The sequence below is a fragment of the Ruegeria sp. CDSA020 genome (assembly GCF_059612345.1).
Genome location: NZ_JBXWQK010000004.1, coordinates 308,166 through 333,242, shown reverse-complemented (window position 1 = coordinate 333,242; position 25,077 = coordinate 308,166). Strand labels below are relative to the sequence as shown.

General features: G+C 57.7%; 22 protein-coding genes. 13 read left to right on the top strand and 9 right to left on the bottom strand.

The features are described 5' to 3' along the window. Positions 1–40 precede the first annotated feature (40 nt). From AC2FJW_RS09035 to AC2FJW_RS09025, 3 genes are read left to right on the top strand one after another with little or no spacing between them, the layout of a single operon-like run. Entirely contained in the window at positions 41–1,165 is a 1,125-nt protein-coding gene (locus AC2FJW_RS09035) for a cobalamin-independent methionine synthase II family protein (RefSeq protein WP_496702203.1), read from the top strand. Continuing rightward, positions 1,162–1,857: an alpha/beta fold hydrolase gene (locus AC2FJW_RS09030; protein ID WP_496749884.1), complete on the top strand. Its 696-nt coding sequence runs from the start codon at positions 1,162–1,164 to the stop codon at positions 1,855–1,857. Before AC2FJW_RS09035 ends, AC2FJW_RS09030 begins: the two co-directional genes overlap by 4 nt. Continuing rightward, the gene (locus AC2FJW_RS09025; RefSeq protein ID WP_496749883.1) at positions 1,854–2,549 is read left to right on the top strand and encodes an RraA family protein; all 696 of its coding nucleotides are present in this window, start codon (positions 1,854–1,856) and stop codon (positions 2,547–2,549) included. Before AC2FJW_RS09030 ends, AC2FJW_RS09025 begins: the two co-directional genes overlap by 4 nt. 111 nt (positions 2,550–2,660) lie before the next feature. Here the strand turns inward: AC2FJW_RS09025 and AC2FJW_RS09020 are convergent, their stop codons facing one another. Genes AC2FJW_RS09020 through ugpB form a run of 5 tightly spaced genes read right to left on the bottom strand, consistent with a single transcriptional unit; the run spans position 2,661 to position 7,761 of the window. Next, positions 2,661–3,596: a glycerophosphodiester phosphodiesterase family protein gene (locus AC2FJW_RS09020; protein WP_496749882.1), complete on the bottom strand. Its 936-nt coding sequence runs from the start codon at positions 3,594–3,596 to the stop codon at positions 2,661–2,663. After that, positions 3,596–4,651 carry a sn-glycerol-3-phosphate import ATP-binding protein UgpC gene (locus AC2FJW_RS09015; protein ID WP_496749881.1) on the bottom strand — a complete coding sequence of 352 codons (1,056 nt, stop codon included), beginning with the start codon at positions 4,649–4,651 and terminating at the stop codon, positions 3,596–3,598. The genes AC2FJW_RS09020 and AC2FJW_RS09015 overlap by 1 nt, the downstream gene beginning before the upstream one ends. A 3-nt stretch (positions 4,652–4,654) precedes the next feature. Further along, positions 4,655–5,491: a sn-glycerol-3-phosphate ABC transporter permease UgpE gene (gene ugpE, locus AC2FJW_RS09010; RefSeq protein ID WP_496749952.1), complete on the bottom strand. Its 837-nt coding sequence runs from the start codon at positions 5,489–5,491 to the stop codon at positions 4,655–4,657. Between the two features lie 20 nt (positions 5,492–5,511). Continuing rightward, entirely contained in the window at positions 5,512–6,393 is an 882-nt protein-coding gene (gene ugpA / locus AC2FJW_RS09005) for a sn-glycerol-3-phosphate ABC transporter permease UgpA (RefSeq protein WP_142639899.1), read from the bottom strand. A 57-nt stretch (positions 6,394–6,450) separates the two neighbouring features. Next, positions 6,451–7,761, bottom strand: a complete 1,311-nt coding sequence (ugpB, locus tag AC2FJW_RS09000) for a sn-glycerol-3-phosphate ABC transporter substrate-binding protein UgpB (protein WP_281972851.1) — start codon at positions 7,759–7,761, stop codon at positions 6,451–6,453. Positions 7,762–7,942: 181 nt separating this feature from the next. Here ugpB and AC2FJW_RS08995 point away from each other — a divergent pair, with 181 nt between their 5' ends. Continuing rightward, on the top strand, positions 7,943–8,848 hold the full coding sequence (locus AC2FJW_RS08995; RefSeq protein ID WP_496749880.1) for a LysR substrate-binding domain-containing protein: 906 nt from the start codon (positions 7,943–7,945) through the stop codon (positions 8,846–8,848). Positions 8,849–9,087: 239 nt separating this feature from the next. Next, on the top strand, positions 9,088–11,067 hold the full coding sequence (locus AC2FJW_RS08990; RefSeq protein WP_496749879.1) for a bifunctional 2',3'-cyclic-nucleotide 2'-phosphodiesterase/3'-nucleotidase: 1,980 nt from the start codon (positions 9,088–9,090) through the stop codon (positions 11,065–11,067). Positions 11,068–11,183: 116 nt separating this feature from the next. Here the strand turns inward: AC2FJW_RS08990 and AC2FJW_RS08985 are convergent, their stop codons facing one another. The 4 genes from AC2FJW_RS08985 to paaG are packed head-to-tail and all read right to left on the bottom strand — an operon-like array spanning position 11,184 to position 14,332. Beyond that, on the bottom strand, positions 11,184–11,780 hold the full coding sequence (locus tag AC2FJW_RS08985) for a TetR/AcrR family transcriptional regulator (protein WP_496698294.1): 597 nt from the start codon (positions 11,778–11,780) through the stop codon (positions 11,184–11,186). A 3-nt stretch (positions 11,781–11,783) separates the two neighbouring features. Next, entirely contained in the window at positions 11,784–13,094 is a 1,311-nt protein-coding gene (gene paaK / locus AC2FJW_RS08980; RefSeq protein WP_496749878.1) for a phenylacetate--CoA ligase PaaK, read from the bottom strand. Positions 13,095–13,118: 24 nt separating this feature from the next. Beyond that, positions 13,119–13,544 (bottom strand): hydroxyphenylacetyl-CoA thioesterase PaaI, encoded by a 426-nt coding sequence (gene paaI, locus AC2FJW_RS08975; RefSeq protein WP_142639944.1) that lies wholly within the window; start codon positions 13,542–13,544, stop codon positions 13,119–13,121. 2 nt (positions 13,545–13,546) lie between these two features. Then, positions 13,547–14,332 (bottom strand): 2-(1,2-epoxy-1,2-dihydrophenyl)acetyl-CoA isomerase PaaG, encoded by a 786-nt coding sequence (gene paaG / locus AC2FJW_RS08970; protein ID WP_496698298.1) that lies wholly within the window; start codon positions 14,330–14,332, stop codon positions 13,547–13,549. 103 nt (positions 14,333–14,435) lie between these two features. Between paaG and AC2FJW_RS08965 the strand changes: the two genes are divergently transcribed. The 8 genes from AC2FJW_RS08965 to pcaF all read left to right on the top strand — a co-directional run bounded on the left by AC2FJW_RS08965 (position 14,436) and on the right by pcaF (position 25,070). After that, positions 14,436–16,469, top strand: coding sequence for an FAD-dependent oxidoreductase (locus AC2FJW_RS08965; protein WP_496698300.1), 2,034 nt, complete (start codon positions 14,436–14,438; stop codon positions 16,467–16,469). Positions 16,470–16,538: 69 nt separating this feature from the next. After that, positions 16,539–17,558, top strand: coding sequence for a TRAP transporter substrate-binding protein (locus AC2FJW_RS08960; protein WP_271949076.1), 1,020 nt, complete (start codon positions 16,539–16,541; stop codon positions 17,556–17,558). A 57-nt stretch (positions 17,559–17,615) separates the two neighbouring features. Next, complete coding sequence (locus AC2FJW_RS08955) at positions 17,616–18,122, top strand: TRAP transporter small permease (RefSeq protein WP_496691527.1); 507 nt, start codon at positions 17,616–17,618, stop codon at positions 18,120–18,122. Further along, on the top strand, positions 18,119–19,471 hold the full coding sequence (locus AC2FJW_RS08950; protein ID WP_496693796.1) for a TRAP transporter large permease: 1,353 nt from the start codon (positions 18,119–18,121) through the stop codon (positions 19,469–19,471). Before AC2FJW_RS08955 ends, AC2FJW_RS08950 begins: the two co-directional genes overlap by 4 nt. After that, a complete protein-coding gene (locus tag AC2FJW_RS08945) occupies positions 19,471–20,658 on the top strand; it encodes a cytochrome P450 (protein WP_496749877.1) in 1,188 nt (395 codons plus the stop codon). The genes AC2FJW_RS08950 and AC2FJW_RS08945 overlap by 1 nt, the downstream gene beginning before the upstream one ends. Positions 20,659–20,765: 107 nt before the next feature. After that, positions 20,766–22,799, top strand: coding sequence for a phenylacetic acid degradation bifunctional protein PaaZ (gene paaZ, locus AC2FJW_RS08940; protein WP_496749876.1), 2,034 nt, complete (start codon positions 20,766–20,768; stop codon positions 22,797–22,799). A gap of 49 nt (positions 22,800–22,848) precedes the next feature. Continuing rightward, positions 22,849–23,664: a PaaX family transcriptional regulator C-terminal domain-containing protein gene (locus tag AC2FJW_RS08935; RefSeq protein WP_496749875.1), complete on the top strand. Its 816-nt coding sequence runs from the start codon at positions 22,849–22,851 to the stop codon at positions 23,662–23,664. A 203-nt stretch (positions 23,665–23,867) separates the two neighbouring features. Beyond that, a complete protein-coding gene (pcaF, locus tag AC2FJW_RS08930; protein WP_496749874.1) occupies positions 23,868–25,070 on the top strand; it encodes a 3-oxoadipyl-CoA thiolase in 1,203 nt (400 codons plus the stop codon). Positions 25,071–25,077 lie beyond the last annotated feature (7 nt).

Sequence of the window (25,077 nt, the reverse complement as noted above, 5' to 3'; positions counted from 1 at the left end):
CCGGGCGGCGCAGATTAGACTTGCAGAGGGAGAAGAAGGAATGACCCGCATTTCAACCACACATGTAGGGAGCCTTCCGCGTAGTCAGGAGGTCGTGGATTTCATCTTTGCGCGCGAGCGTGCAGAGCCATTTGACGCGGCTGCGTTTGATGCCTGCATGACCTCGGCCGTGTCCGAGACAGTGCGCAAACAGGTCGAAGCCGGGGTCGATATCGTATCAGATGGCGAGACGTCGAAGATCTCATACGCCACCTATGTCAAAGACCGCTATACCGGCTTTGACGGGGACAGCCCGCGCAACGCGCCAGCGGATCTGAAGATGTTTCCCGGCTTCCTGAAACGCTTGGCTGATGATGGCGGTACGCCACAATATGCGCGCCCTATGTGTGTGGGTGAGGTGCGGTCAAAAGGGCAAGGTGAACTGCAAAAAGACATCGACAACCTCAAGGCCGCCATGGCCGCGCATGGTGTCGAGCGTGGTTTTATGAACGCGGCCAGCCCGGGTGTCATCTCGCTGTTTCTGCAAAATGATTTCTACCCCACACGTGAAGCCTATCTGGCTGCACTCGCCGATGCGATGAAGCAAGAGTACGAAACCATTGTGGGGGCCGGTCTGGACCTACAGCTGGATTGCCCCGACCTGGCCTTGTCTCGCCATATGCTGTTCTCTGACCTTTCGGACGAAGAATTTGTCAAAGTCGCCAATTTGCATGTTGAGGCCCTGAACCACGCATTGCAGGACGTTCCCGCTGACAAGGTGCGCGTCCATATTTGCTGGGGCAATTACGAAGGACCGCATTGTTGCGACATTGGAATGGACAAAGTGTTCGGCACGCTGATGTCGACCAAATCCCGCTATGTCCTGTTCGAAACCTCGAACCCCCGTCATGCGCATGAATGGACGGTGTTCCGTGACCGCAAAGCCGAAATACCTGAGGACAAAGTGCTTGTACCTGGCGTTGTCGACACCACGACAAATTTTGTCGAACATCCGGAACTGGTCGCCCAACGTATTGAACGGTTTTCGAATATTGTCGGCCGCGAAAGAGTGATCGCGGGCTCGGATTGCGGATTTGGCACTTTTGCCGGATTTGGTGCGGTTGATCCCGATATCGCCTTTGCCAAGCTTGGATCTCTGGCCGACGGGGCTGCATTGGTCGCATGAAACCACTTGTTATGTTGCCCGGCATGATGTGCGATGCCCGGCTTTTTGCCCCGCAGATCGCGACGCTTTCGAGCAGCAATCCTGTCCTCTACGCGCCGATTGGGGGGCATGACACGGTGCAGGCTTTGGCCGCCGAAGTGTTGTCTTATGCGCCCCCGCGCTTTGTCCTTGCGGGTCTGTCCATGGGTGGCATCGTTGCGATGGAAATAATCCGGCAGCAACCGCAGCGCGTCGTCAGCGTGGCGCTGATGGATACCAACCACTTGGCCGAACGGGATGACGTCAAAGCCAGGCGTGGTCCACAAATCGCTTCTGTGTCCAGTGGGGGCTTGGGCCGGGTCATGGCCGAGGAGATGAAACCAAACTACCTGACCGATGGCCCGAACCGCGAGGCAATTCTGAACCTGTGCATGGATATGGCCTTGGGTCTTGGACCGGATGTTTTTATCAACCAGTCCAAAGCATTGCGAGATCGCCCCGACCAAAGCGATACCTTGCGCGGTTATCCCGGACAGGCCCTGATCCTGTGCGGGAAAGATGATGCTCTGTGCCCGGTTTCGCGACACGCCTTGATGCATGAACTTCTCACGAATAGCCGTTTCGAGGTCATCGAGCAGGCGGGGCATTTGCCAACACTTGAACAACCCGAACTGACGACAGCGGCTCTGTGCCGTTGGCTGGAGGCACTATGAAAAAACCCTTGCTGGATCTTTTGAAATCCGTCGACACCCCCACCGTTTGCAATGCGATCGAAGTGGCGCAAGGCAAGCGTGGGTTCGACAATTTCACGCGGGGCACAATGCTGTGCTCGGATCCCAATGCGGGGGCAATGGTCGGTTATGCCAGAACGGCAAAGATCGCGGCGGTGAACCCTCCCGAAGACCCTCCCGAAGTGATCCGTCAGCGCCGGATGGATTACTACCGGCACATGGCAACGGGCACAGGCCCGGCTGTCACGGTTGTCGAAGATTTGGATTTCCCGGACTGCATCGGTGCTTACTGGGGTGAGATCAATACCACGGTCCACAAAGGGTTTGGCATCAGCGGTGCGTTGACCAACGGCGTGATGCGGGATCTGGGCGACTTGCCGGTTGGGTTTCCGGTTGTGGCGGGCTCGGTCGGTCCAAGCCACGGGTTCGTGCACGTCAAAGAGGTGGGCACCCCGGTGACCATCTTCAGCCTCTCGATCAAGGACGGGGACCTGGTGCATGCGGACCGGCACGGCGCTTTGGTGATTCCGCCCGAAGTGGTGGACAGCCTGGAACAGGCGATCCGCAAATTGCTTGAAACCGAAAAGCTTATTCTTGGCCCAGCACGCGCGCCTGAGTTTGATTTTGAGGCCTTTGAACAAGCATGGGCGGCGTTCGAAGCCTCGCGCACGTAAATGCGGCAACAACCGCGCGGCCCAGCCATAGACTAACCCGACAGCGAGCCGATGTGATCCTGAATAGACCCGTCACTAGCGATGGCGATCGTGTCAGAAATCGCGGCGGGGTCACACCCATCTCATGCCCAAATCCGACAGATGCCTTTGAACCCGTCCAGGATAGTCCGAGACGATGGCATCGACACCCAGATCAATCATCCTGCTGATATCCGCCGGTTCATTGACCGTCCATACGGCTACGCAAAGCCCAAGTTCTTTGGCAACCGCGACGTCCTCAGATATCACATCTGCGAAATACGGACACCAAAGCGCGCCGCCCGCTTGCTTGACCATTTGCGGGATTTTTTCGCTTTGGCTTCGAAAGTCCGGACAAACGGCCTTGGAGGAATCCTCGCCAACGTCATCGGCATTTTCGGGAAGCTGCGTCAGGTAAGATGACGGCATGTCAGGTGCCTGCCGCTGACAGACTTCCAACAGGGTCCAGTCAAAGCTGTGCAGCAACACGCGATCGGATAGGCCAGCGGCCCGAACCTGCTGTACCACGCGTTCGACAAAGCGGTCCAGATAGGCTGCGTCATGGGCCAGATCCGGATCAGATTTCAGTTCGAGCATCAGATTGGCTTCGCCGTATTCCGGCCGATTGATCAGATCCAGCAGATCCTGCAGCTTTGGTACGCGAACGCCGTCCAGTTGGGCCTGATCGGGGAACCGTCGACCATAATCCGAGTGTCCGTCCAAGCGCCCGATTTCGAACTGTTGAATCTGGTCGAAGGACAGGGACGAGACTTTGGGTTCTTTTCCGGTCAAAAACTGACCGCTGGCATCCCGAAAGGTCGGCGCATGTAGCCGATGGTTATGGGTTATGACGGGCACATCATCCACCGTCAGCACCACGTCAAACTCAAGAAGCGGAACCCCGATGGACAGCGTAAAATCGAAGCCGATCATGCTGTTTTCGGGCAGGACGCCGCGTGCCCCCCGGTGCCCTACTACACGGATCAGGTTTTTACCGCCGCGAAACGCCTCGACCTGAGGGAAAGGCATCAGCCCTCGAGCCTTATGCCAGAGGCCGGGTCAAACAGATGCATATGCTCTGGCGCAACAGAAAAACGCATATTGGGATGACGGCCTTCGATCGGATGAACACCCGGAAGGCTGATCGTGATTGCCGCGCCAGAGCCTGACACCTGACCGTGCAACAAAGTATTCGCCCCCAGCGGTTCGGCTATCTGAACTACGACATCAAAGGGCCCGTTTTCATCAAGGAACAGATGCTCTGGTCGTATGCCCAATTTGAACGGGCCATTGGGCCCGTCCGAGGGGCCAATCTCGGTATCGTTGATCCTGATCTTTCCGCCCTGGCGCTCTGCATCAAAGGTATTCATCGCCGGGCTGCCGATGAATTGCGCAGCGAACAGCGTCCGCGGCGTCTCATAGACCTCAAGCGGGGTGCCGATTTGCTCGGCAACACCACCGTTCATCACGATCATTCTGTCGGCCATGGTCATGGCCTCGACCTGATCATGGGTCACGTATAGCGAGGTGATCCCCAGCTTTTCTTGCAGTTCGCGGATTTCCAGGCGCATCTGGACACGTAGCTTTGCATCCAGGTTTGAGAGCGGTTCATCAAACAGGAACACGGCAGGTTCACGGACAATAGCGCGGCCCATGGCAACCCTTTGGCGTTGACCGCCTGAAAGCTGACGGGGCTTGCGGTCAAGCAGCGGCTCAAGCTGCAACAGCTTAGCGGCCTCGGTCACCTTCTGGTCAATCTGAGCCTTGGGCAATCCGGCGATTTTCAGACCATAGCCCATGTTCTGGCGTACCGACATATGGGGGTACAGAGCATAGTTCTGGAACACCATCGCAATGTCCCGGTCCATCGGCTCCTTGTCATTGGCGCGCTCTTCGCCAATCCGGATTTCGCCGGATGTCACAGTCTCAAGCCCGGCCACCATTCGCAGCAAAGTGGATTTGCCGCAGCCCGAGGGGCCCACGATCACGATAAACTCGCCATCCGCGATATCGACGTCGATGCCATGAATGACGTCCGTCGGGCCAAAGCTCTTTTTGACGTTCTCAAGAGATACTGTTGCCATTTCTTATTTCTCGCTATCGACAAGGCCGCGGACAAAAAGCTTTTGCATCGACACCACCACAAGGACCGGTGGGATCATTGCCAGGATCGAGGTTGCCATGATCGTCGGCCAATGGGCAAAATCATCGCCCGAGGGGAACATCTGTTTGATGCCCATCACGATGGTGTTCATCTCGGGGTCGGTCGTGATCAGCAGCGGCCAGAGATATTGATTCCACCCATAGATGAACAGGATCACGAACAGGGCCGCGATGTTGGTTCGGCTCATCGGGATCACGATATCAATAAAAAACCGCATGGGGCGGGCGCCATCCACCCGCGCGGCCTCGGCCAGTTCGTCCGGGATGGTCAGAAAGAACTGGCGGAACAGGAACGTGGCCGTGGCCGAGGCGATCAGCGGAAAGATCAGCCCTGAATAGCTGTTGAGCATACCAAACCCGGCCACCACCTCGAAGGTCGGGACAATCCGCACCTCAACCGGCAGCATCAGGGTCAGGAAGATCAGCCAGAAAAACGTGTTCCGCCCGGGAAAGCGGAAATAGACGATGGCAAAGGCTGACAGCAGCGAGATGACGATCTTGCCCACGGCAATGCCAATCGCCATCACCAGGCTGTTGAACAGCATCGTTGCGACCGGGACGTTCACGCCTGAGAACAGGGCCGCCTTGTAATTCAACCAGAACTGATCACCTGGCACAACCGGCATCGGGGGCGAAATGATATCGGCCTGCGTGACGGTCGAGGCCACAAAGGCCAGCCAGATCGGGAAGAAGATGACCAGAACGCCAAGGATCATAAACGCATGGGTCAGCCACAGGCCCGCACCACGTTTCTCGACCATTCCATGTTGTTGGGCCGCCATCAGTAATGCACCCTCTTCTCAACATATTTGAACTGGATCACTGTCAGCAGGCCGACAACCACCAGCAGGATGACCGACTGGGCCGAAGACGACCCCAGATCTTGGCCCACAAACCCATCGGAAAAGACTTTGTAGACCAGGATGGTTGTGGCTTGTTGCGGACCCCCTCCGGTGATCGTGTGGATCACGCCGAAAGTTTCAAAGAAGGCATAGACAATGTTCACGACCAGCAGGAAGAACGCGGTCGGCGACAAAAGCGGCAGTACGATGGTAAAGAACCGGCGCCAAAAATGGGCCCCATCAATCGCCGCCGCTTCGATGACCGAGCGGGGCACGGATTGCAGCGCCGCAAAGAAGAACAGAAAGTTATAGCTGATACGCCCCCAGGCCGAGGCGACAACGACCAGCCCCATGGCCTCGGCATCGTTCAGGACGTGGTTCCAGTCATAGCCGAGCTGGCCCAGATACCATGCGACCACACCAACGCGGGTGTTGAACATGAACAGCCACAGCACACCCGCCACCGCGGGGGCAACGGCGTAGGGCCAGATCAACAAGGTCCGATACACGCCCGAGCCCTTGATCAGTCGATCTGCGATGACTGCCAGGAACAAGGCCGGGATCATCGAGCACAGGGTCACAAGCGTAGAAAACACCGCCGTCGTCACGAATGAGGCGCGGTAGTATTTATCGCTCAGCAGGAATTCGAAATTGCCCAAGCCCACGAACTGAGAAGACAACCCGAACGGGTCGGGAATGAACAACGATTGCCAAACGGCCTGACCAGCAGGATAGAAAAAGAAGACGGCGGAAATGATGACCTGCGGGGCGATCAGCGCAAGCGGCAGCAGCCAGCCGCGAAAAATGACGCGTTTTTCCATTCTATTGGCCCACCAGAGTAGAATGCGGGCCCAACGAGGCCCGCATCAGATTACGACTTATTGATTGGCGGATTCGAACCGGCGCAGCAGCGCGTCGCCGCGTTCCTTCGCACTGTCCATCGCCTCTTGGGCGGTCTTTTCACCGGCCCAGATGGCCTCAAGCTCTTCGTCGATGATGCCACGGATCTGGTCGAAAGATCCCAGACGCAGACCTTTCGAGTTTGCCGTCGGCTCTTTCGCGGTCATCTGGATGACGGCGATGTCGGTGCCTGGGTTTTCGTCATAGAAACCAGACGCTCGGGTCGCTTCGCCCGCCTCGGTGGTGATGGGCAGATAGCCGGTGTTCTGGTGCCAGGCTGCCTGAACGTCAGACGAGGACAGGAAGCTGAGGAATTCGCCGACGCCTTTGTATTCATCGGCCTCATGACCTTCCATGACCCACAGTGAGGCACCACCGATGATGGTGTTCTGCGGCTCGGCCGTGACAGCTTCCCAATAGGGCAGCGGACGCACGTCGAAATCAAACTCGGCTTCGGCTTTGATCCCAGCGTATCCTGCCGAGCTTTCGGTGAACAGGGCGCATTCGCCGGACCGGAAGTTCGCGCCACCTTCGTTGCGGCGGCCCGTGTAGATGAATTTGCCGTCCTTGGCCCAGTCACCCATCGCGGTCAGGTGCGCAACCTGGGCCGGGCCGTTCAGCATCAGCTCGGTATCCAGACCGGCAAAGCCGTTATCCTGCGATGCGAAGGGGACGTCGTGATAGGCTGACAGGTTCTCAAGATGAATCCAGCTTTGCCATGCAGTGACCAACGGGCAATCTTCACCACCGGCCTTAAGCTGATCCAGCGTGTCCCCGACCTTTTCCCAGGTCGACAGATCGGTGTCGGGATCAACGCCCGCCGCTTCGAACGCGTTGCGGTTGACCCATAGAACCGGCGTGGACGAGTTGAAGGGCAGAGACAGCATGTCGCCATCCGTGGTCGTATAATACCCTTTGACAGAACCGATATAGGCGTCCGGATCAAATGACGCACCGCTTTCGGCCATTACCTCATAGACCGGTTTGATCGCGCCCTGGGCCGACATCATAGTTGCGGTGCCAACTTCGAATACCATCAGGATCTGCGGTTGTTCACCGGCGCGGAAGGCGGCGATGCCTGCATTCAGGGTTTCCGAATAGTTGCCCTTGTGGCTTTCAACCACGACATATTCATCCTGGCTGGCGTTGAATTCTTCAACCTGAGCTTTCACAAGCTCACCCAGGCGGCCGGTAAAGGCATGCCAGAACTGTACTTCGGTTTGCGCCATTGCCGCGATCGGGGACAAGGCTGTTGATACGGCAAGAGCGCCAAGCAATTTCGTTTTCATGATTCCTCCCATGCATCAAAGGCGATGCTTCGTTGAATACCGAGCGCTACGCGTAATCGGCACACATGACGATTTCACGACGTTAACGTTACAGAAATATAATTCAAGCCTGATTTTCTGGCAAAAAATATAATACGATGTTATGAACTGACCGAGGTTTGCAGCAAAAACAGGACGCTCCATGAGCCAAACCCTGAGAATTAGGCAGCTTGAGGCACTTATGGCGGTGACCGTCAATGGCTCGGTCACGGCTGCCGCATCCGATCTGGGGGTCAGCCAGCCTGCGGTCAGCAGGTTGCTTTCAGACTTGGAAAAATCGCTTGGGTTTCAACTGTTCGACCGCCGCGAAGGTCGATTGGTCCCAACGCAGGAAGTTCGCTATCTGCAACCCAGCGTAGAGCGCGTGCTGGAACTGATGCGGCAGATCTCGGATGTGAGTCAGGACATCACGCAACGCAAAGCCGGGCATATTCGCGTCGCCTGCCTTCCTGGCTTCGCCACCAGTCACTTACCAGATGTTGTTGCCGGATTTCTGAGCGACCGGCCTGGCGTCACCATGACGATAGAGCCGGATCGGCCCGAGCGCATCCTGGAGTGGATGATCGGCGAGCAATATGATTTCGGAATCACAGATGGGTTTAATGGCCACCCGGCTGTCGAAAGCACCCATATTGATATCCGCACAGTTTGCGTCTTTCCCGCAAGCCATGCGCTGGAAGACCTTTCGACCGTGACACCGGCAGATATTGCCGATCAGAAGATCATCCACACCCGGCGCGACAGCGACTTTTTCGCACGCCTGTCGCGTGCATTTCAAAACTCGAATGTCGAACTGAACTCGCATATCGAGGTTCGGCAATTCACGGCCGCTTGCGAATTGGTGGTGAAGGGCGTTGGGGTGTCTGTCGTTAGCGAACTGGACGCAGTACAATATCAGAACAGGGGGTTGAGCTATCGGTCTTTCAGGCCATTTCTGCCTCATACGCTGTCGCTGGTGCGACCGGTTTTGAAGCAACCATCGCTGGTCACGCTGGAATTCATAGAACAGTTCAGCGACAGCCTTGGACCTTTCATCGCCGATCCTTAGCTGGATACAGCCGAAAGCGTTGCCCGATTGATTGCCTGAACGCGGCTTTGGGCATTGGCAAAATTTTACAAAAATCGAATTGAGACCCCGGGATTGCTTTACGCGCCCTGAAACTTGTGGGCAAACTGACTTGGTTCATGCCCAGTTCGACGCGTGGCGGGACCTGCCAGCCAGTGTCACACCACTGTTTCGCAGGGCCTGCACAAGTCGCGTCGACAAACGAAAATGAAAGGTGTCACATGCCATTTTCCAACCCCAGCTTGATGTCCCGCCGTCAGTTCCTTGCGACCACCACCGCCAGCGCCGCGGCCATCACACTTCATCCTTTTTCTGCGGCGGCTGCCAATAATCAGGCGCATTTACGGATAATGGAGACGACGGACATTCATGTGCATGTCTTCCCTTATGATTATTACGCCGACAAGCCTCGCGACACGGTAGGCCTGTCCCGCACCGCTTCGATCATCAACGGCATCCGGTCCGAGGCGACGAATTCTCTGCTGGTTGATAACGGAGACTTTCTGCAGGGCAACCCAATGGGCGATTACATCGCCTATGAGCGCGGGATGAAAGAGGGCGACAGCCACCCGATTATCACCGCCTTCAACACAGTCGGTTATGACGCCGCCACATTGGGCAATCACGAATTCAATTACGGTTTGGACTTTTTGGAAAAGGCGCTTGCTGGCGCGGATTTCCCGGTTGTACTGGCCAACGTCGCAAAGGAACAGGGGGCAAACCCGCGTGAGGATAAAACGCTGGTCAAACCCTATGCGATTCTCGACCGCGAGATTGAAATGGGCGATGGCAGCAAACACCCGATCAAGGTCGGCGTCATTGGGTTTACACCGCCGCAGGTCATGAACTGGGACCGCAAGCATCTCGAAGGCAACGTGCAGGCCCGCGACATTGTCGAGACAGCGCAGGCCTATGTGCCCGAGATGCAAGAGCAGGGCTGCGACTTGATCATCGCGCTTTCGCATTCGGGGATTGGCGATGCCGACCATTCCGACGGTATGGAAAACGCCTCGGTCGTGCTGGCCGGTGTTGACGGGATTGACGCGCTGGTGACCGGTCACAACCACCTTGTTTTCCCGTCCGAGACATTTGCCGACCGTCCCGGTATTGACGTTGCAAAAGGGACGTTGATGGGCAAACCCGCCGTCATGGGCGGGTTCTGGGGATCACATCTTGGCCTTCTGGACCTGCTGCTGGAGCGCGATGGTAACGAGTGGCGTGTGGTGACCACAACGTCTGAGGCGCGCCCGATTTCGGTTCGCAACGAAGATCGCTCGATCACGGCGCTGGTCGAGGATGATCAGGCCGTGCTGGCCTCGGTCGCGAAAGATCACGACGAAACACTAGCCTATGTGCGCCGTGCGGTCGGCAAGACGTCGGCCCCGCTGCACAGCTATTTTGCGCTGGTAGCGGATGATCCATCTGTACAGATCGTGTCGATAGCGCAGAAATGGTACGTCGAAGAAATGATGAAGGGCACGGAACACGAAGGCCTGCCCATTCTGTCAGCCGCGGCACCATTCAAGGCCGGCGGTCGTGGTGGCCCGGAATATTACACCGATGTCCCGGTGGGTGACGTTGCCATCAAGAACGTGGCCGACCTTTACCTTTATCCCAACACCGTGCGCGCCGTACGGGTGAACGGAGCGCAGGTCCGAGGTTGGCTGGAGCGGTCTGCCGGAATGTTTAATCAGGTCGAACCGGGCGCAAGCGACGCGGTCCTGCTGAACCCAGAGTTTCCGTCTTATAATTTCGACGTGATGGACGGCGTCACCTATCAGATCGACCTGTCCCAGCCATCGCGGTTTGGACCCAAGGGTGAAGAGGTCAACCCTGGCGCGGCCCGGATCGTGGACCTTGCCTTCAATGGTTCTCCGGTCACGGATGACATGGAGTTCATTATCGCCACCAACAATTACCGAGCGTCCGGTGGCGGATCTTTCCCCGGCGCGATGGGCGACACGGTTGTGTTCGAGGCGCCGGACACCAACCGCGACGTGATTGTCCGCTATATTGTCGAACAGGGCACGATTGACCCCAAAGCAGATGCCAACTGGTCGTTTGCGCCGCTGGACGGCACCACGGTCCTGTTCGAAACAGGCCCGAAGGCGCGTGACTATATGAGTGACGTCAAAGGTGTTTTGATCGAGGATGCCGGTGAGGGCGCAGATGGCTTTGCGGCCTTCCGCATCCAGCTGTAACAGATCGAAAGCAGGCTTATCCCCCTATTTCTGACCCAATGGTATGGATCGGAATTGGGGGGTGAGCCAAAATTATTCTGTCAGGCAACTGTCCTGCGAAGCGGACCGTCTTGGGTCTAGAGTTTGCGTATTCCGTGAACGGTGAGCGTGCTGACCAGATCAGCGTAATCCTCACGTGCTTTGGTGCCTGCGCCGGTGTTCCACATGTAATACCAGTTCAGCATGCCAAAAACTGACATCGTCGCACCGCGCAGCTTGTCCTTGTCATCGCCAAACGAGTCCGGAGACAGGTCTTTCAGGATATCCCGGACGAAATTCACTAGATCCAGCTGATACCCTCGTAAGAGCTTTTGCTGATCGTCGCGCAGGGCGTTCATGCCGCTGATCTGCACTCGGTGTTCATCATCCGCACCCTGATAAGCGAACAGGATCTCACGAACGGTCTTTCGCAGCTTTTGCTCGGGTGTAAGACCCGTCAGATCAACCTCGCAGATGCGGTCGCGCAGCTCACGCAGATAGGTTTCGAGGATGTCATACAGGATGGCATCCTTACTGTCGTAATAGTGGTAGATGTTCGCCTTGGAGATTCCGCACTCATTGGCCAAAAGGGTCATCGAGGCGCGATCAAACCCCTGATCGGCAAACACTTTGGCTGCCGTTTTCAGGATTTGTTCCCGCTTTTGGTCGTGGTCTTTTGCGATTGTCCGGGCCAAGGCTTAATCCTTATCGCGGTTGTCGATGACGCGCTTCGCCTTGCCCTGAGAGCGTTCGACGTCGCCCGGCTCACCTACAACAATTTCAGTTGAAACTCCAACGATGTCCTTGATGCGTTTGGTCAGCATCCGGGCGGCCGCCGTCTTGGACATTTCATCGGTAGATCCCGGAGAGGCTTCGACAAAGACCCGCATGGCATCCATCCGGCCGGATTTATACAGTTCGACCTGGTAATAAGGCGCAAGGCCTCCGGTCGCCATGACCTGTTCCTCGATTTGGCTGGGAAAGACATTGACGCCGCGCAGGATCATCATGTCGTCGCTGCGGCCGGTGATCTTGGCCATGCGACGCATGGAACGGGCCGTTCCGGGCAGCAGGCAGGTAAGATCGCGCGTGCGATAGCGGATCATCGGCAGCCCTTCTTTGGTCAGGGTGGTAAAGACCAGCTCACCAGTTTCACCGTCGGGCAGTACTTCGCCGGTGGCGGGGTCGATGATTTCTGGCAGAAAGTGATCTTCCCAGATCACAGGGCCATCCTTGGTTTCGACGCATTCGCTGGCAACGCCGGGCCCCATGATCTCCGACAGGCCATAGATGTCGACCGCATGCATGTCGAATGCAGCCTCGATTTCCGAGCGCATCGCGTCGGTCCAGGGCTCCGCGCCGAAGATACCAACCTTCAGAGAGCTTTCGCGCGGATCAAGGCCCACCTTATGGAATTGTTCGAGGATGTTGAGCATGTAGGATGGGGTCACCATGATCCCATCGGGTTGAAAATCTGTGATCAAACCAACCTGTTTTTCGGTTTGCCCGCCACCCATCGGAACCACGGTCGCCTCTAGACGTTCGATGCCGTAATGCGCGCCCAGACCCCCGGTGAACAGGCCATAGCCATAAGCGTTATGCACGATATCGCCCTTGCGCAGACCTGCGGCCCGCAGCGACCGAGCACCCAGATCGGCCCAGTTGTCGATATCGCCTTTGGTATAGCCCACAACAGTTGGCTTGCCGGTTGTCCCGGATGAGGCATGCAGCCGAACCAGTTGGCTGCGCGGCACGGCGAACATGCCGAACGGGTAGTTGTCACGCAGGTCGTTCTTGTAGGTGAAGGGAAATTTCGAAAGGTCAGATAACTGTTGCAGGTCATCTGGATGCACGCCGGCATCGTCGAAGCGCTGGGTGTATATCGGCACGTTTTCGTAAGCGTGACGCAGGGACCATTTCAGACGCTCCAACTGGGTGGTGCGGATTTCGTCAACCGAGGCGATCTCGATCGGGTCCAGGTCAGCTTTGTTAGGGGACAGGTCCTCCATCGCGTTACTCCTTCGGTCGCGAAGCTATTCTTGAAAATTCGTGCCACCAATCGCGCGGGACATGCCGCGGAATTCGGCGACCACGTTGCTGTCTTGATTGGTGACGCGCACGTCATAGATGCCGCTGCGACCCGTAACCGAGACCTCGGTTGCGGTGGCCGTCAGGCGATCCCCCAGCTTGCCGGGGGCGAGATAGCTCATCATCGTGTGCTGGCCAACGGTCGCGTGATTACGGCTGTTGCAGGCAAAGGCGAATGCGCTGTCGGCCAGGGCATGGGTCACGCCGCCATGGCACATGCCGTGCCCATTACAGTGATGCGCAACGACAGTCAGCGCCAGAACTGCGCAGCCTTCGTCCACCTCGACAAGCTCCATGCCAAACCATTTGCTGGCTTCGTCACTCGCCCACATCGCAGCGGCTGATTTGCTGGCACGTTCCTTTGGTGTCATCGTCATTTACCCTGAAAATTGGGCGCGCGCTTTTCAAGAAAGCTGGACACGCCCTCGGCATAATCCGCGCTTTCGCCGCAGATTTTCATTGCATCAGCCTCGAGTTCCAGATGATCAGACAAAGAGGTCGTCGCCGCTGCTTGGATACAGTGTTTGGTCTTGCCCAACCCAAGGGTCGGGCCATTGGCCAGTTGATCAGCCAGCGTACGAGCCTCTGCCAATAGCTGATCGTCGGGTATGGCTTTCCAGATCAGGCCCCAGTCTTCGGCCTGTTTGGCGGGCAGCGGCTGTGCGGTAAAGGCCAGCCCTTTGGCGCGCGCCTCGCCCAAAAGGCGGGGCAGGTGCCAGCTGCCGCCAGTGTCTGGGATCAGGCCGACCTTGGAAAAGCTCTGGATGAATTTCGCGCTTTCCGCTGCCAGAACCATGTCGCAGGCCAGTGCCAGATTGGCCCCGGCGCCGGCAGCGACGCCATTCACGGCGCAGATGACAGGGCAGTCCAACGACCGGATCAGCCGCACGAGGGGGGCATAGAAACTGCGGACGGTTTTGCCCAGATCCGGCGGCCCGTCCATATTTGACGGATTGCGGTCGCCAAGGTCCTGGCCGGCACAAAAGCCACGCCCGGCGCCCGTCAGCAGCACTGCCCGCGCGCCTGTATCGCGCGCGGAATTCAAGGTAGCCTGAAGCGCATGATGCATGTCTTCGTTGAACGAATTCAGCTTGTCCGGACGGTTCAATGTAATCTCGACCCAGTTCCCGTGATTTTCTACAAGAATCGTATCGCTCATCACTGCCTCGGCCGGTATCGTTTCAACTTTATGATTGCATTAACCGAACGGTTGGTCAATATATAAACGCAAGCCGAATCTGAGCAAATCAAAGGGATGGGTTATGGCAAAATCGCCGGTGGTGAGCGTTGAGCGGAAGGGTGACGTTGCCTGGGTAACGATCAACAATCCGCCAGTGAACGCGACATCCGCTGCGGTGCGTCAGGGGTTGGCCGACGCGGTAGGTGCCATCAAAGGCGCGCGCGTGGCTGTCCTGCGATGTGCGGGCAAAACCTTTGTTGCCGGTGGCGATATGTCAGAGTTCGACGCCCCACCGGTTGAGCCACATCTGCCTGACGTAGTACAGATGATCGAAGACAGTGAAGTTCCCTTTATCGCCTGCATGCACGGTACTGTTCTGGGCGGCGGGTTCGAGATTGCCATGGCTTGCGCTTGGCGCATTGCCGCGCCGGGCACCAGATTTGGTCTGCCAGAGGTCAATGTGGGTCTTATCCCCGGGGCAGGGGGCACCCAGCGTATTCCCCGTCTTGTGGGGATGGAGGCAGCGATTGACATGGCCTGCCGGGGCAAAATCCTGACTGCAGAAACGTTACTAGGGCTGGGTGGCCTTGATCTTGTCACTGAACAGCCTGAGGCTGCCGTTCAGGCCTTTGTGGCCAACCTGCCGCAGCGACCAGTGCCAGTCAGTCAGCGTAGCCTCACCAGCTTTGCACCGGACCTGATAGAGGTTTCGCGCACGGAACTTTTGAAACGGTCAAAGGGTCAGCAGTCTCCGCTGGAAAATCTGACGGCATTGGGGTGGGCAACCGAACCCTTTGCCGAAGCCCTGTCAAAAGAGCGCGCCCGCCATTTGGCCCTGCGCCAAGGTGCCGAAAGCAGGGCCCTTCGCCATGCTTTCTTTGCCGAACGGAGCGTGTCCAAACCTTCTTTGATCAGAGGCGTAACCCCGCGCGACATCAGCCGTATCGCGGTGGTCGGCGGCGGTCTGATGGGGGCCGGGATTGCAACCGCCGCCCTGAATGGGGGGTTTTCTGTCACGTTGATTGAGCAGAACGCCGAAGCCGCTGCGGCGGCCTTGGGGCGTGTTAAGGGTCTGCTCGAAGGCGCTGCCAAACGGGGAAAGCTGACTGAGGCGCAGATGCAGAGCCGCCTGAGCGCCTTTCGCGCCGTTGACAGCTATGCCGACGCACGGGATGCGCAACTGGCCATTGAGGCGGTGTTCGAGGACATATCTGTCAAACAGCAGGTTTTCGCGGAACTCGCCCGGCATATGGACACAAACGCAATTCTTGCCACCAACACATCTTATCTGGATCCAAACCAGATTTTCGCCGGTATCGACAGTCCGGCCCGCTGTATAGGTCTACATTTCTTCAGCCCAGCCCATGTCATGAAACTGCTTGAAATCGTACATTCCGGGCATTCGGACCCAGAGGTCATCGCCACCGGATTTGCGTTTGGCAAAAAGCTGGGCAAAGTGGCGGTCCTATCGGGCATTTGCGATGGCTTTATCGGCAATCGCATGCTGGCCGCCTATCGGCGCGAGGCTGATTATCTTCTGGCAGATGGTGCGCTGCCTTATCAAGTGGATCAGGCCATGCGCGACTTTGGTATGCCCATGGGTCCGTACGAATTGCAGGATCTGACCGGTCTTCAGATTTCATGGGCCAATCGCAAGCGCAATGCTGCAACACGCCCACCGGATGAGCGCTATGTTTCTGTGGCCGACCAGCTTTGCGAGATGGAGCGTTTCGGGCAGCGGTCCAGAAAAGGCTGGTATCGTTATGATGACGGCGACCGTACGCCGATCCGTGATACACAGGTCGAGGCTTTGATCGAAGCCAACTCGGCTGAACATGGCATCACCCGGCGCGCGTTTACGAGCACCGAGATTTCGTCCCGTTTGATGGCGGTACTTGCGAATGAGGGCGCATTGATCATCGAAGAGGGTATCGCCGAAAACGCGATGGCCGTGGATATGGTCCAGATCCATGGCTACGGATTCCCGCGCTGGCGCGGGGGGCCGATGAACTATCGGGATGAAATTGGGGCGCAGCTGTCGCGGGGAATAATGGAGACCGTCGCCTCTGAAAGCCCCGGGTCTTGGAGGATTGCGGGGCAGACCACATCACCATGACTATTGATGGTTACAAAACGGACTATTAACGCAGATTCAATGTATGTTTCAGAGGGAGGAGACAAAACCATGAAATTCAACAGTTTGAGCACGCTATTGGCCTCAGCCGCCTTGGCCGTTTCGGGCACCGTGGCGCTGGCCGCAGATTATACGCTGACCATATCCAGCTGGGCGCCGCCGACCCACGGTATCAACGCGAAGATGTGGCCAAAATTCGTGGAAATGGTTGAAGAGGCCACAGACGGTCAGGTCACCGCCGAACTGAAGTTGGGGATCGCGCCACCACCAGCACAGATGGACCTGATCATGGATGGCGCGGCGGATGCCTCGATCATTTTCCACGGCTACCAGCCGGGGCGCTTTGTCACCACAAAGATGATAGAACTGCCCGGATATGAAGGCTCGGCAGAGGCCGCATCGGTTGCATATTGGCGCACCTATGACGCGCATCTCAAGGCCGCGGACGAGCATCGCGGCGTGAAAGTGATCGCCCTGCATACGCATGGTCCGGCGCAGCTGCATTCCAGCAGCGCGGTGACCACGCTGGATGAAGTGTCGGGCCTCAAGGTCCGTATCCCGGGTGGGGTCGGCGGTGACGTCGGCACAGCGCTTGGCGCGACCGGCATCCAGGTGCCTGCACCGAAAGTCTATGAGACCCTTGCTTCGAAAGCAGCCGATGGCGTTGTCATGCCGTTTGAGTCCCGCAAGGGTTTTAAGCTGACCGAGGTTGCCCAGAACGTTTACGAGGTTCCGGGCGGTCTGTATCGCGGGTCGTTCGCCTTTATCATGAACGAAGAAACGTTTGCCGACCTGCCCCCTGAGCTGCAGCAGGCGCTGGAGGAGAATGTGTTCGGTGAACCGCTGAGCCGCGAAATCGGCAAGATCTGGGACGAGATCGACGGGATCGGCCGCGAGGCGACCGAAGCCACTGAGGGCAACGCAATCAACGCGGCCTCGGCGGAAGATCTGGAAAAGTTCAACGCGATCGCCGTTGATGTCCGCGCCAAGGTGATTGACGAGGTTAACGGCACCGGTGTTGACGCACAGGCGGCCTATGACATGATCGTAAATGAAATGGCTGCCCAATAACGCAGTCTGGCTGGCGGGGTCTCTTCGCCAGCCAAATTCACCAGCCGGGACCCAATCATGCAATCTCTCGTGACTTTTGCGCGTCGCGTCAGCATCGCTCCGACGCTGCTGGCCTGTATCGCGCTGTTCATCCTGATGGTGATGACCTTTTTTGACGTCATCCTGCGGTCTGTCTTCAACGCCCCGATTGAGGCGGCGACTGAGCTGACACGTATTCTCATGGCGATCATGGTGTTTTCGGTTCTGCCGATGATCTCAGCCGGAAAGGGTCAGATCGCCGTCGACCTTACGGACGGAGTATTTTCCCGCTTGCGGCTGAGCCGAGCGCGTGACGCTGTTGTATATATTGTGTCGGGCGTGATGCTCATCTGGCCGATCAAACGCGTCTGGATTCTTGCCGAGCGCGCACGGGACTATGGCGATGTGACTGAATACCTGTCGATCCCGGTATTCTATGTCGGCTGGTTCATCGCCGGGTTCACTGCGATCACGGCCATGGCGATGATTGTCACGGGCCTAATTACTATCTTCTCCCCCCAATCCTTGTCGGAGACCTCTCAATGACCGCCGCACTTATCGGTTTTGCCCTTGTTCTGGTGCTTGTACTGGTGCGTCTGCCTATCGTCTTCGCGATGGGTCTGGTTGGTACGCTTGGGTTCGCCTACGAACGTGGCGGCAGCATCTTTTCGGAGCGCGGCTTGAAGGCGGCGATGTCGATGGTGGGTCGGCAGATCACCGATACGGCACAGGATTACGGATTGTCGGTGGTGCCTCTGTTCATCCTGATGGGCCTGTTCGTGAACAAAGGCGGGCTCGCGCGCGAGCTCTATGCGGTATCCAACGCATTTCTTGGCCATTTCCGGGGCGGCATCGCCATGGCGACTGTCGCAGCCTGCGGCGGGTTCTCGGCAATTTGCGGGTCGTCTCTGGCGACTGCGGCCACCATGTCCAAGGTCGCGATGCCGGAAATGCGCCGGTATGGCTATGCGGATGAGCTTTCGACTGCGTCGATTGCAGCGGGTGGCACGCTTGGCATCCTGATCCCGCCCTCGGTGATCCTGGTCATATATGGCCTGCTGACGGAAACCTCGATTGGCAAACTGTTTGTTGCGGGCATTATCCCCGGTGTTCTTGGCATTCTGTTTTATCTTTTCGCGGTGCGCTGGACCGTCTGGCGCAAACCAGAGGCGGGACCGGCAGGCGAACGCCACGGTTGGGTCGAGCGCCTGAGGGCCTTGCGCTCGGTCTGGGCCGTGTTGCTGCTGTTCTTTCTGGTCATTGGCGGGCTTTATGGTGCCTTCGATTTTCAACCGCTGAACCTGACCTTCAGCCCGACCGAGGCGGCAGGGATGGGGGCCATGGGCGCCTTTTTGATTGCTTTGTCGCGTGGCGGGCTTAGCCTGGGTTCAACATTCGAGGTTTTGAAGGAAACCACCGCGACCGCTGCGGCCCTGTTCTCGGTCCTGATCGGGGCGCAGATATTTTCGAACTTCATCAACCTCGCCGGTTTGCCCGAAGCGCTGATCGCCATGGTTACAGCGTATGACGTTGCGCCCTTTGTGGTGATCCTGATGATCCTTGGCATCTACATCATTTTGGGGTGTGTTTTTGAATCCCTGTCGATGCTACTGCTGACCGTGCCGATCTTTTTCCCTCTGGTCACATCGCTGGGATATGACCCGATCTGGTTCGGCATTGTTGTGGTCGTCGTCACCGAAATCAGCCTGATCACCCCGCCCGTGGGGCTGAACGTGTTCATTCTGAAGGGTGTGGTCGGGGATGTGTCGACTGGGACGATCTTCAGAGGCGTCACGCCGTTTTGGATCGCCGATATCTTCCGGCTGGCCCTGATCGTTCTGGTGCCCTGGCTTGTGCTGGTTCTGCCGGAACAGATGGGGGCGATGGGCCACTGATGTTTGCGCTGAACAAGCTGCCTGACGGGTTCCACGATGATCCCTATCCAACCTATAGGGCGCTGCGTGAAGATACGCCCGTCTGCCTGCAACCCGATGGGTCGGTGATCCTGTCACGACATCAGGATCTGGACATCATCTATCGGGACACAACGCGGTTCATTTCGGACAAGAAGGCCGTGTTTGGCCCCAAATACGGGGTGGATAGCCCATTGTTTGAACATCACACCACCAGTCTTGTGTTCAATGATCCGCCCCTGCACTCGCGTGTCCGCAAGGTGATGGTGGGCGCGATGAACCCGCGCGCTTTGGCGCAGATGGAGCCGGGTCTGATTGAACTTGTCGACGGGCTGTTGGATCAAATGCAGGCCAAGGGCACAGTTGAGTTGATCGAGGATTTTGCCGGGGCGATCCCGATCGAGATCATCGGCAACCTGCTGGGCATCCCTCGGTCCGAGCGTGAGCCGTTGCGTGAGTGGTCCTTGGCCATTCTCGGGGCGTTGGAACCGCAGCTGACGCCCGAGCAGGAAGATTGGGGCAACCGCGCAGTCCGCGAGTTCAAAGCCTTTTTGCGCGATATCATCGACGACCGCAGGGCCAACCCGGGCAACCCGGAGACCGATGTTTTGACCAGGTTGATACAGGATGACACCGAGGGCGGCCTGACCGAGGTTGAACTGTACCAGAACTGCATCTTCATTCTGAATGCCGGGCATGAGACCACGACAAACCTGATAGGCAACGCTTTGGATCTGTTGGACCGCCACAGGGATAAGCGGACCGAGCTGTTGGTTAATCCAGACCTGATTTCCACGGCAGTTGACGAGTTTCTGCGTCTGGAAAGCCCGAACCAGTTCGGCAATCGCCTGACCACTGAAGAGGTGGAATTTCACGGACATGTCATTCCAGCAGGAACCGATCTGCATCTTTGCATCGGCGCGGCCAACCGCGATCCGCGACAGTTTGATTACCCCGATGACATGATGTTGGATCGCCGTCCCAACAAGCACCACGCGTTTGCGGGCGGACCGCATACTTGCGTTGGTTTGACCTTGGCCCGGATGGAAGGTCGAGTTGCCGTTAGCCGGTTTTTGAACCAGTTCCCTGATTACCAGATCACGGAAAGTGCTCAGCGTGGGGGGCGTATCCGGTTTCGGGGGTTCGCCCACCTGCCCGCGCAGGTTTGAACTAGCCGCGCTGCTTGTTCTGAAAATTATTGACCGACCGTACGGTTAATAATAAGATATCGCAAACGCCCCCGCGCGCTAGCCCTGCCGCGAGTAAGGAGAGACTTATGACGATCCAACAGATTTCCAGTTTTGCTGCGGGCGAGTGGATTGCGCCGGGGGCAGGTGCCCGCAACATCGCAAGCGCGGTGACGGGAGAGGTGATCGCAACAGCCGGAAACAACGCCTTGGACGTTCAGGGAATGCTGCATCATGCGCGCAATGTTGGTGGTCCTGCGCTGCGCAAGATGACGTTTCACAAGCGGGCCAAGATGCTCAAGGCGCTGTCTGTTCATCTGGGCAAGCACAAGCAGGCGATGTACGATCTGTCCTTCAATACCGGCGCAACCCAGGCGGATCATCTGATCGACATTGACGGCGGTATTGGCACGATGTTCGTCTTTGCCTCAAAAGGGCGGCGCGAGATGCCGGACGGGCATGTCTATCTCGACGGCGAGGTCGAGCAGCTTTCGCGCAATGGCACCTTTCTGGGGCAGCATATCTGCACCCCGTTGAAAGGTGTTGCGATCCATATCAACGCTTTCAACTTTCCGGTCTGGGGCATGCTGGAAAAGCTGGCTCCGACTCTTCTGGCGGGGGTTCCGGCCATCGTCAAACCGGCCACAAATTCCTGCTATGTGACTGAGCTGTGCGTTCGGCTGATGCTCGAGTCGGGCATATTGCCCAACGGTGCATTGCAACTGGTGTCAGGCGGGCTGGGCGACATGCTCGATCGCCTGACCATGCAGGATGTGGTCAGCTTTACCGGCTCGGCGGATACGGCGCTGAAGCTGCGCGCGAACCCCGTAATCCTGGAAAATTCGGTCCGGTTCGTGGCGGAACAGGACAGCTTGAACTGCTCGGTCCTGGGCCCTGATGCCGCGCCGGGAACGCCCGAATTCGATCTGTTCGTCAAAGAGGTTCAGCGCGAGATGACCACCAAGGCGGGTCAGAAATGCACTGCCATCCGCAGGATCATCGCGCCCGAGCCGCATGTGCAGGCCGTGATTGAGGCGCTGTCCGCGCGTTTGGCAAAGACCACCATCGGGGATCCGAAACTGGAAACCACACGAATGGGTGCGCTGGTCTCAGCCAGTCAGAAGCGCGATGTTTTGGAGAAGGCCGCGATTATAGGGCACGAGGCCGAGTGCGTCTTTGGCAATCCGGACGACTTCGTGGTCGATGGGGCCGATGCAGATAAGGGCGCCTTTCTGCCACCGATGCTGTTCCATTGCAGCGATCCCGATGCCGCGCAACGTGTGCATGATACCGAAGCCTTTGGGCCCGTCAGTACAATCATGGGCTATCGCGATACCGACCACGCGATTGAGCTGGCGAACCGAGGGCAGGGGTCTCTGGTGGCCTCAGTCATCACACATGATGCTGATGTTGCCCGCAAATTTGTTATGGGGGCAGGGGCCTATCATGGGCGGCTCTATTTCAACAACCGAGACTCGATGAAAGAATCCACAGGCCATGGCTCTCCTTTGCCGCATATGGTCCATGGCGGTCCCGGCCGTGCTGGCGGCGGCGAGGAAATGGGCGGTGTGCGCGGTGTGATGCATTATATGCAACGTACGGCGATTCAAGGATCGCCGGACATATTGACAGCTATTGGCGAGAAATGGGTGCCGGGTGCCGCCGAGGAGGTCAATACGCCAGCCCATCCATTTACACGCCGCTATCACGATCTGGCCATTGGTGAGACGATCCACACCGCACCGCGGACCGTGACCATGGAAGACATTGAACATTTCGCCGAATTCACCGGCGACACCTTCTATGCCCACATGGATCAGGCCGCAGCTGAGCGTAACCCGTTCTTTCCGGGCCGGGTCGCGCATGGTTATCTTTTGCTGTCTTTCGCGGCGGGTCTTTTTGTGGAACCGAACGAGGGGCCGGTCCTGGCCAATACTGGGCTCGATAACCTGCGCTTTATGAAACCGGTAGAGGCAGGCGACAGCATCAAGGTGCGCCTGACAGTCAAAAAGAAAACCCGCCGCAATGATGAATATGGCGAGGTGCGCTGGCATGTCACCCTGACCCAACAAGATGATGAGCCTGTGGCCGAATATGAGCTGCTGACCATGGTGGCCTACTAAGATTCTTGGGCCGGATGGTAATTCGATCTGGCCCGATTATACTTGCCGTATGAAAGATTCAGCCCCCGATTGGTTTGAAACCTGCGTTAGCCATCTGACCTCTGAGGGTACGCAACGAGTGTGGTCCGTGCTGGTGACAATATTCGGTGATCTGGCGCAGGAAGAAACAGATCAGATAAGTGGTGCGGTGATCACCGCACTGACTAGCCTTGCCGGGATCAAGGCCGAAGCCACGCGTGTTGCCCTGCATCGGCTGCGCAAGGATGGCTGGATCGAAAGCACCCGCAAAGGGCGCAGCAGCTTTCACCGCCTGACCGCGTTTGGCCGTCATCAGAGTGTGACCGCCGCACCGCGTATATATGCCAGGGAAACGCCGGAACCCGGCCTCTGGCATGTACTTATCGCCAGCAATTCGGATTCATCGCGCAAGGAATTGGCTGACCTGATGCTGACTGGGGACTACATCTCTCTCAATCCCGCAACGTCGATGGCTCCGGGTCAGGTTCCGGCGGGTCTTGAAGAACTGATGGGCGTGGAAAGCAGCGCTATCTCTGTTCCTGGCTGGCTTCGGGATCTCTGCGGGCCAGAGGCGTTGAAAACCGCCTATGATCATTTCTTGAGATCGACACAGATCATCGACCAAGAGATGCCGCCCGAGGGGGCGGGCGACCCGATGAAGACGGCCATTCTGCGTGTCCTGATCGTGCATAATTGGCGTCGTATTGTTCTGCGCCATCCCGCCTTTCCTGCAGCGTTTCTGCCCGCTGACTGGAAAGGCCCTGCATGCCGGGCGGCTGTATCTCAGTTGTTGGAAAAACTGCCGCGCCCGGATTTAACATCCTTGGAAGCCGAGCTGGACAGCTAGGTTTTCTATAACGTCACCTATCTGATCTGCCCGATGCTGGTCATTCGGCGATCAATGCGGGCGTTTCTCTCTCGCTTAATGTTACAGAAAAACTAAAAAATAAAAAGAACTCGTAACATAAAGCTTGCCTCGAATCGATGGACGCCCTAAAAACCGACCATGCGGTCAATGATACGGATCAGCACCTACAGGAGAACTAAGTGATGGACGCATTCATTTGCGACGCGACGCGCACTCCGATTGGGCGATATGGGGGGGCTTTGTCGTCAGTCAGGACAGATGATCTGGCCGCGATTCCATTGGCCGCCTTGAAAGAGCGCAACCCGCAGGTTGATTGGGCCAGCGTTGATGATGTGATCTATGGCGATGCAAATCAGGCGGGTGAAAGCAACCGCAATGTGGCGCGGATGGCGGCCTTGTTGGCTGGATTGCCGGTTGATGTGCCCGGAACAACAGTGAACCGATTGTGCGCCAGTGGAATGGATGCGGTTGGAATGGCGGCGCGGGGCATCAAGGCGGGCGATTATGATCTGGCTGTGGCCGGCGGTGTCGAAAGCATGTCGCGGGCGCCCTTTGTGATGCCCAAGGCGACCTCTGCCTTTACCCGCAGCAATGCGGTCTATGATACGACGATCGGCTGGCGCTTTGTGAACCCGAAGATGAAACAGGCCTATGGCATCGACTCGATGCCGCAAACGGCCGACAATGTGGCCGAAGACTTTGGTATCAGCCGCGATGACCAAGATGCTTTTGCGGCGCGCAGTCAGGCCCGATGGGCCGCCGCGCACGAGGCAGGTCTGTTCCGGGATGAAATCACCCCGGTCACGATCCCGCAACGCAAGGGCGATCCGATCATTGTTGATACGGATGAACATCCGCGCCCGGATGTTACCGTGGACAAACTGTCTGGTCTCAAAGGTGTCAACGGGCCGGATAAGACGGTGACCGCTGGCAACGCCTCGGGCGTCAATGACGGCGCTGCGGCCATTTTGATGGCCAATGAGGCGGCAGCGTCAAAGAACGGCCTGACCCCGATGGCCCGGGTCGTGGGCATGTCTGTCGCCGGGGTTGAGCCGCGTGTCATGGGCATTGGCCCGGTTCCGGCTAGCCGCAAAGTTTTGGCTCGCGCCGGGCTGAGCATCGAGCAAATGGACGTGATAGAGTTGAATGAGGCCTTCGCGTCACAGGGTCTGGCGACACTGCGCGAACTGGGCCTGCCAGACGACGCGCCGCAGGTGAACCCGTATGGGGGCGCGATTGCCATTGGCCACCCGTTGGGCATGTCCGGCGCAAGGTTGGTTATGACTGCGGCCTATCAGTTGCGGCGCACGGGCGGGCGATACGCGCTGTGCACCATGTGTGTCGGCGTCGGTCAGGGCGCAGCGCTTATTCTTGAACGCGTATAGGGGAGAT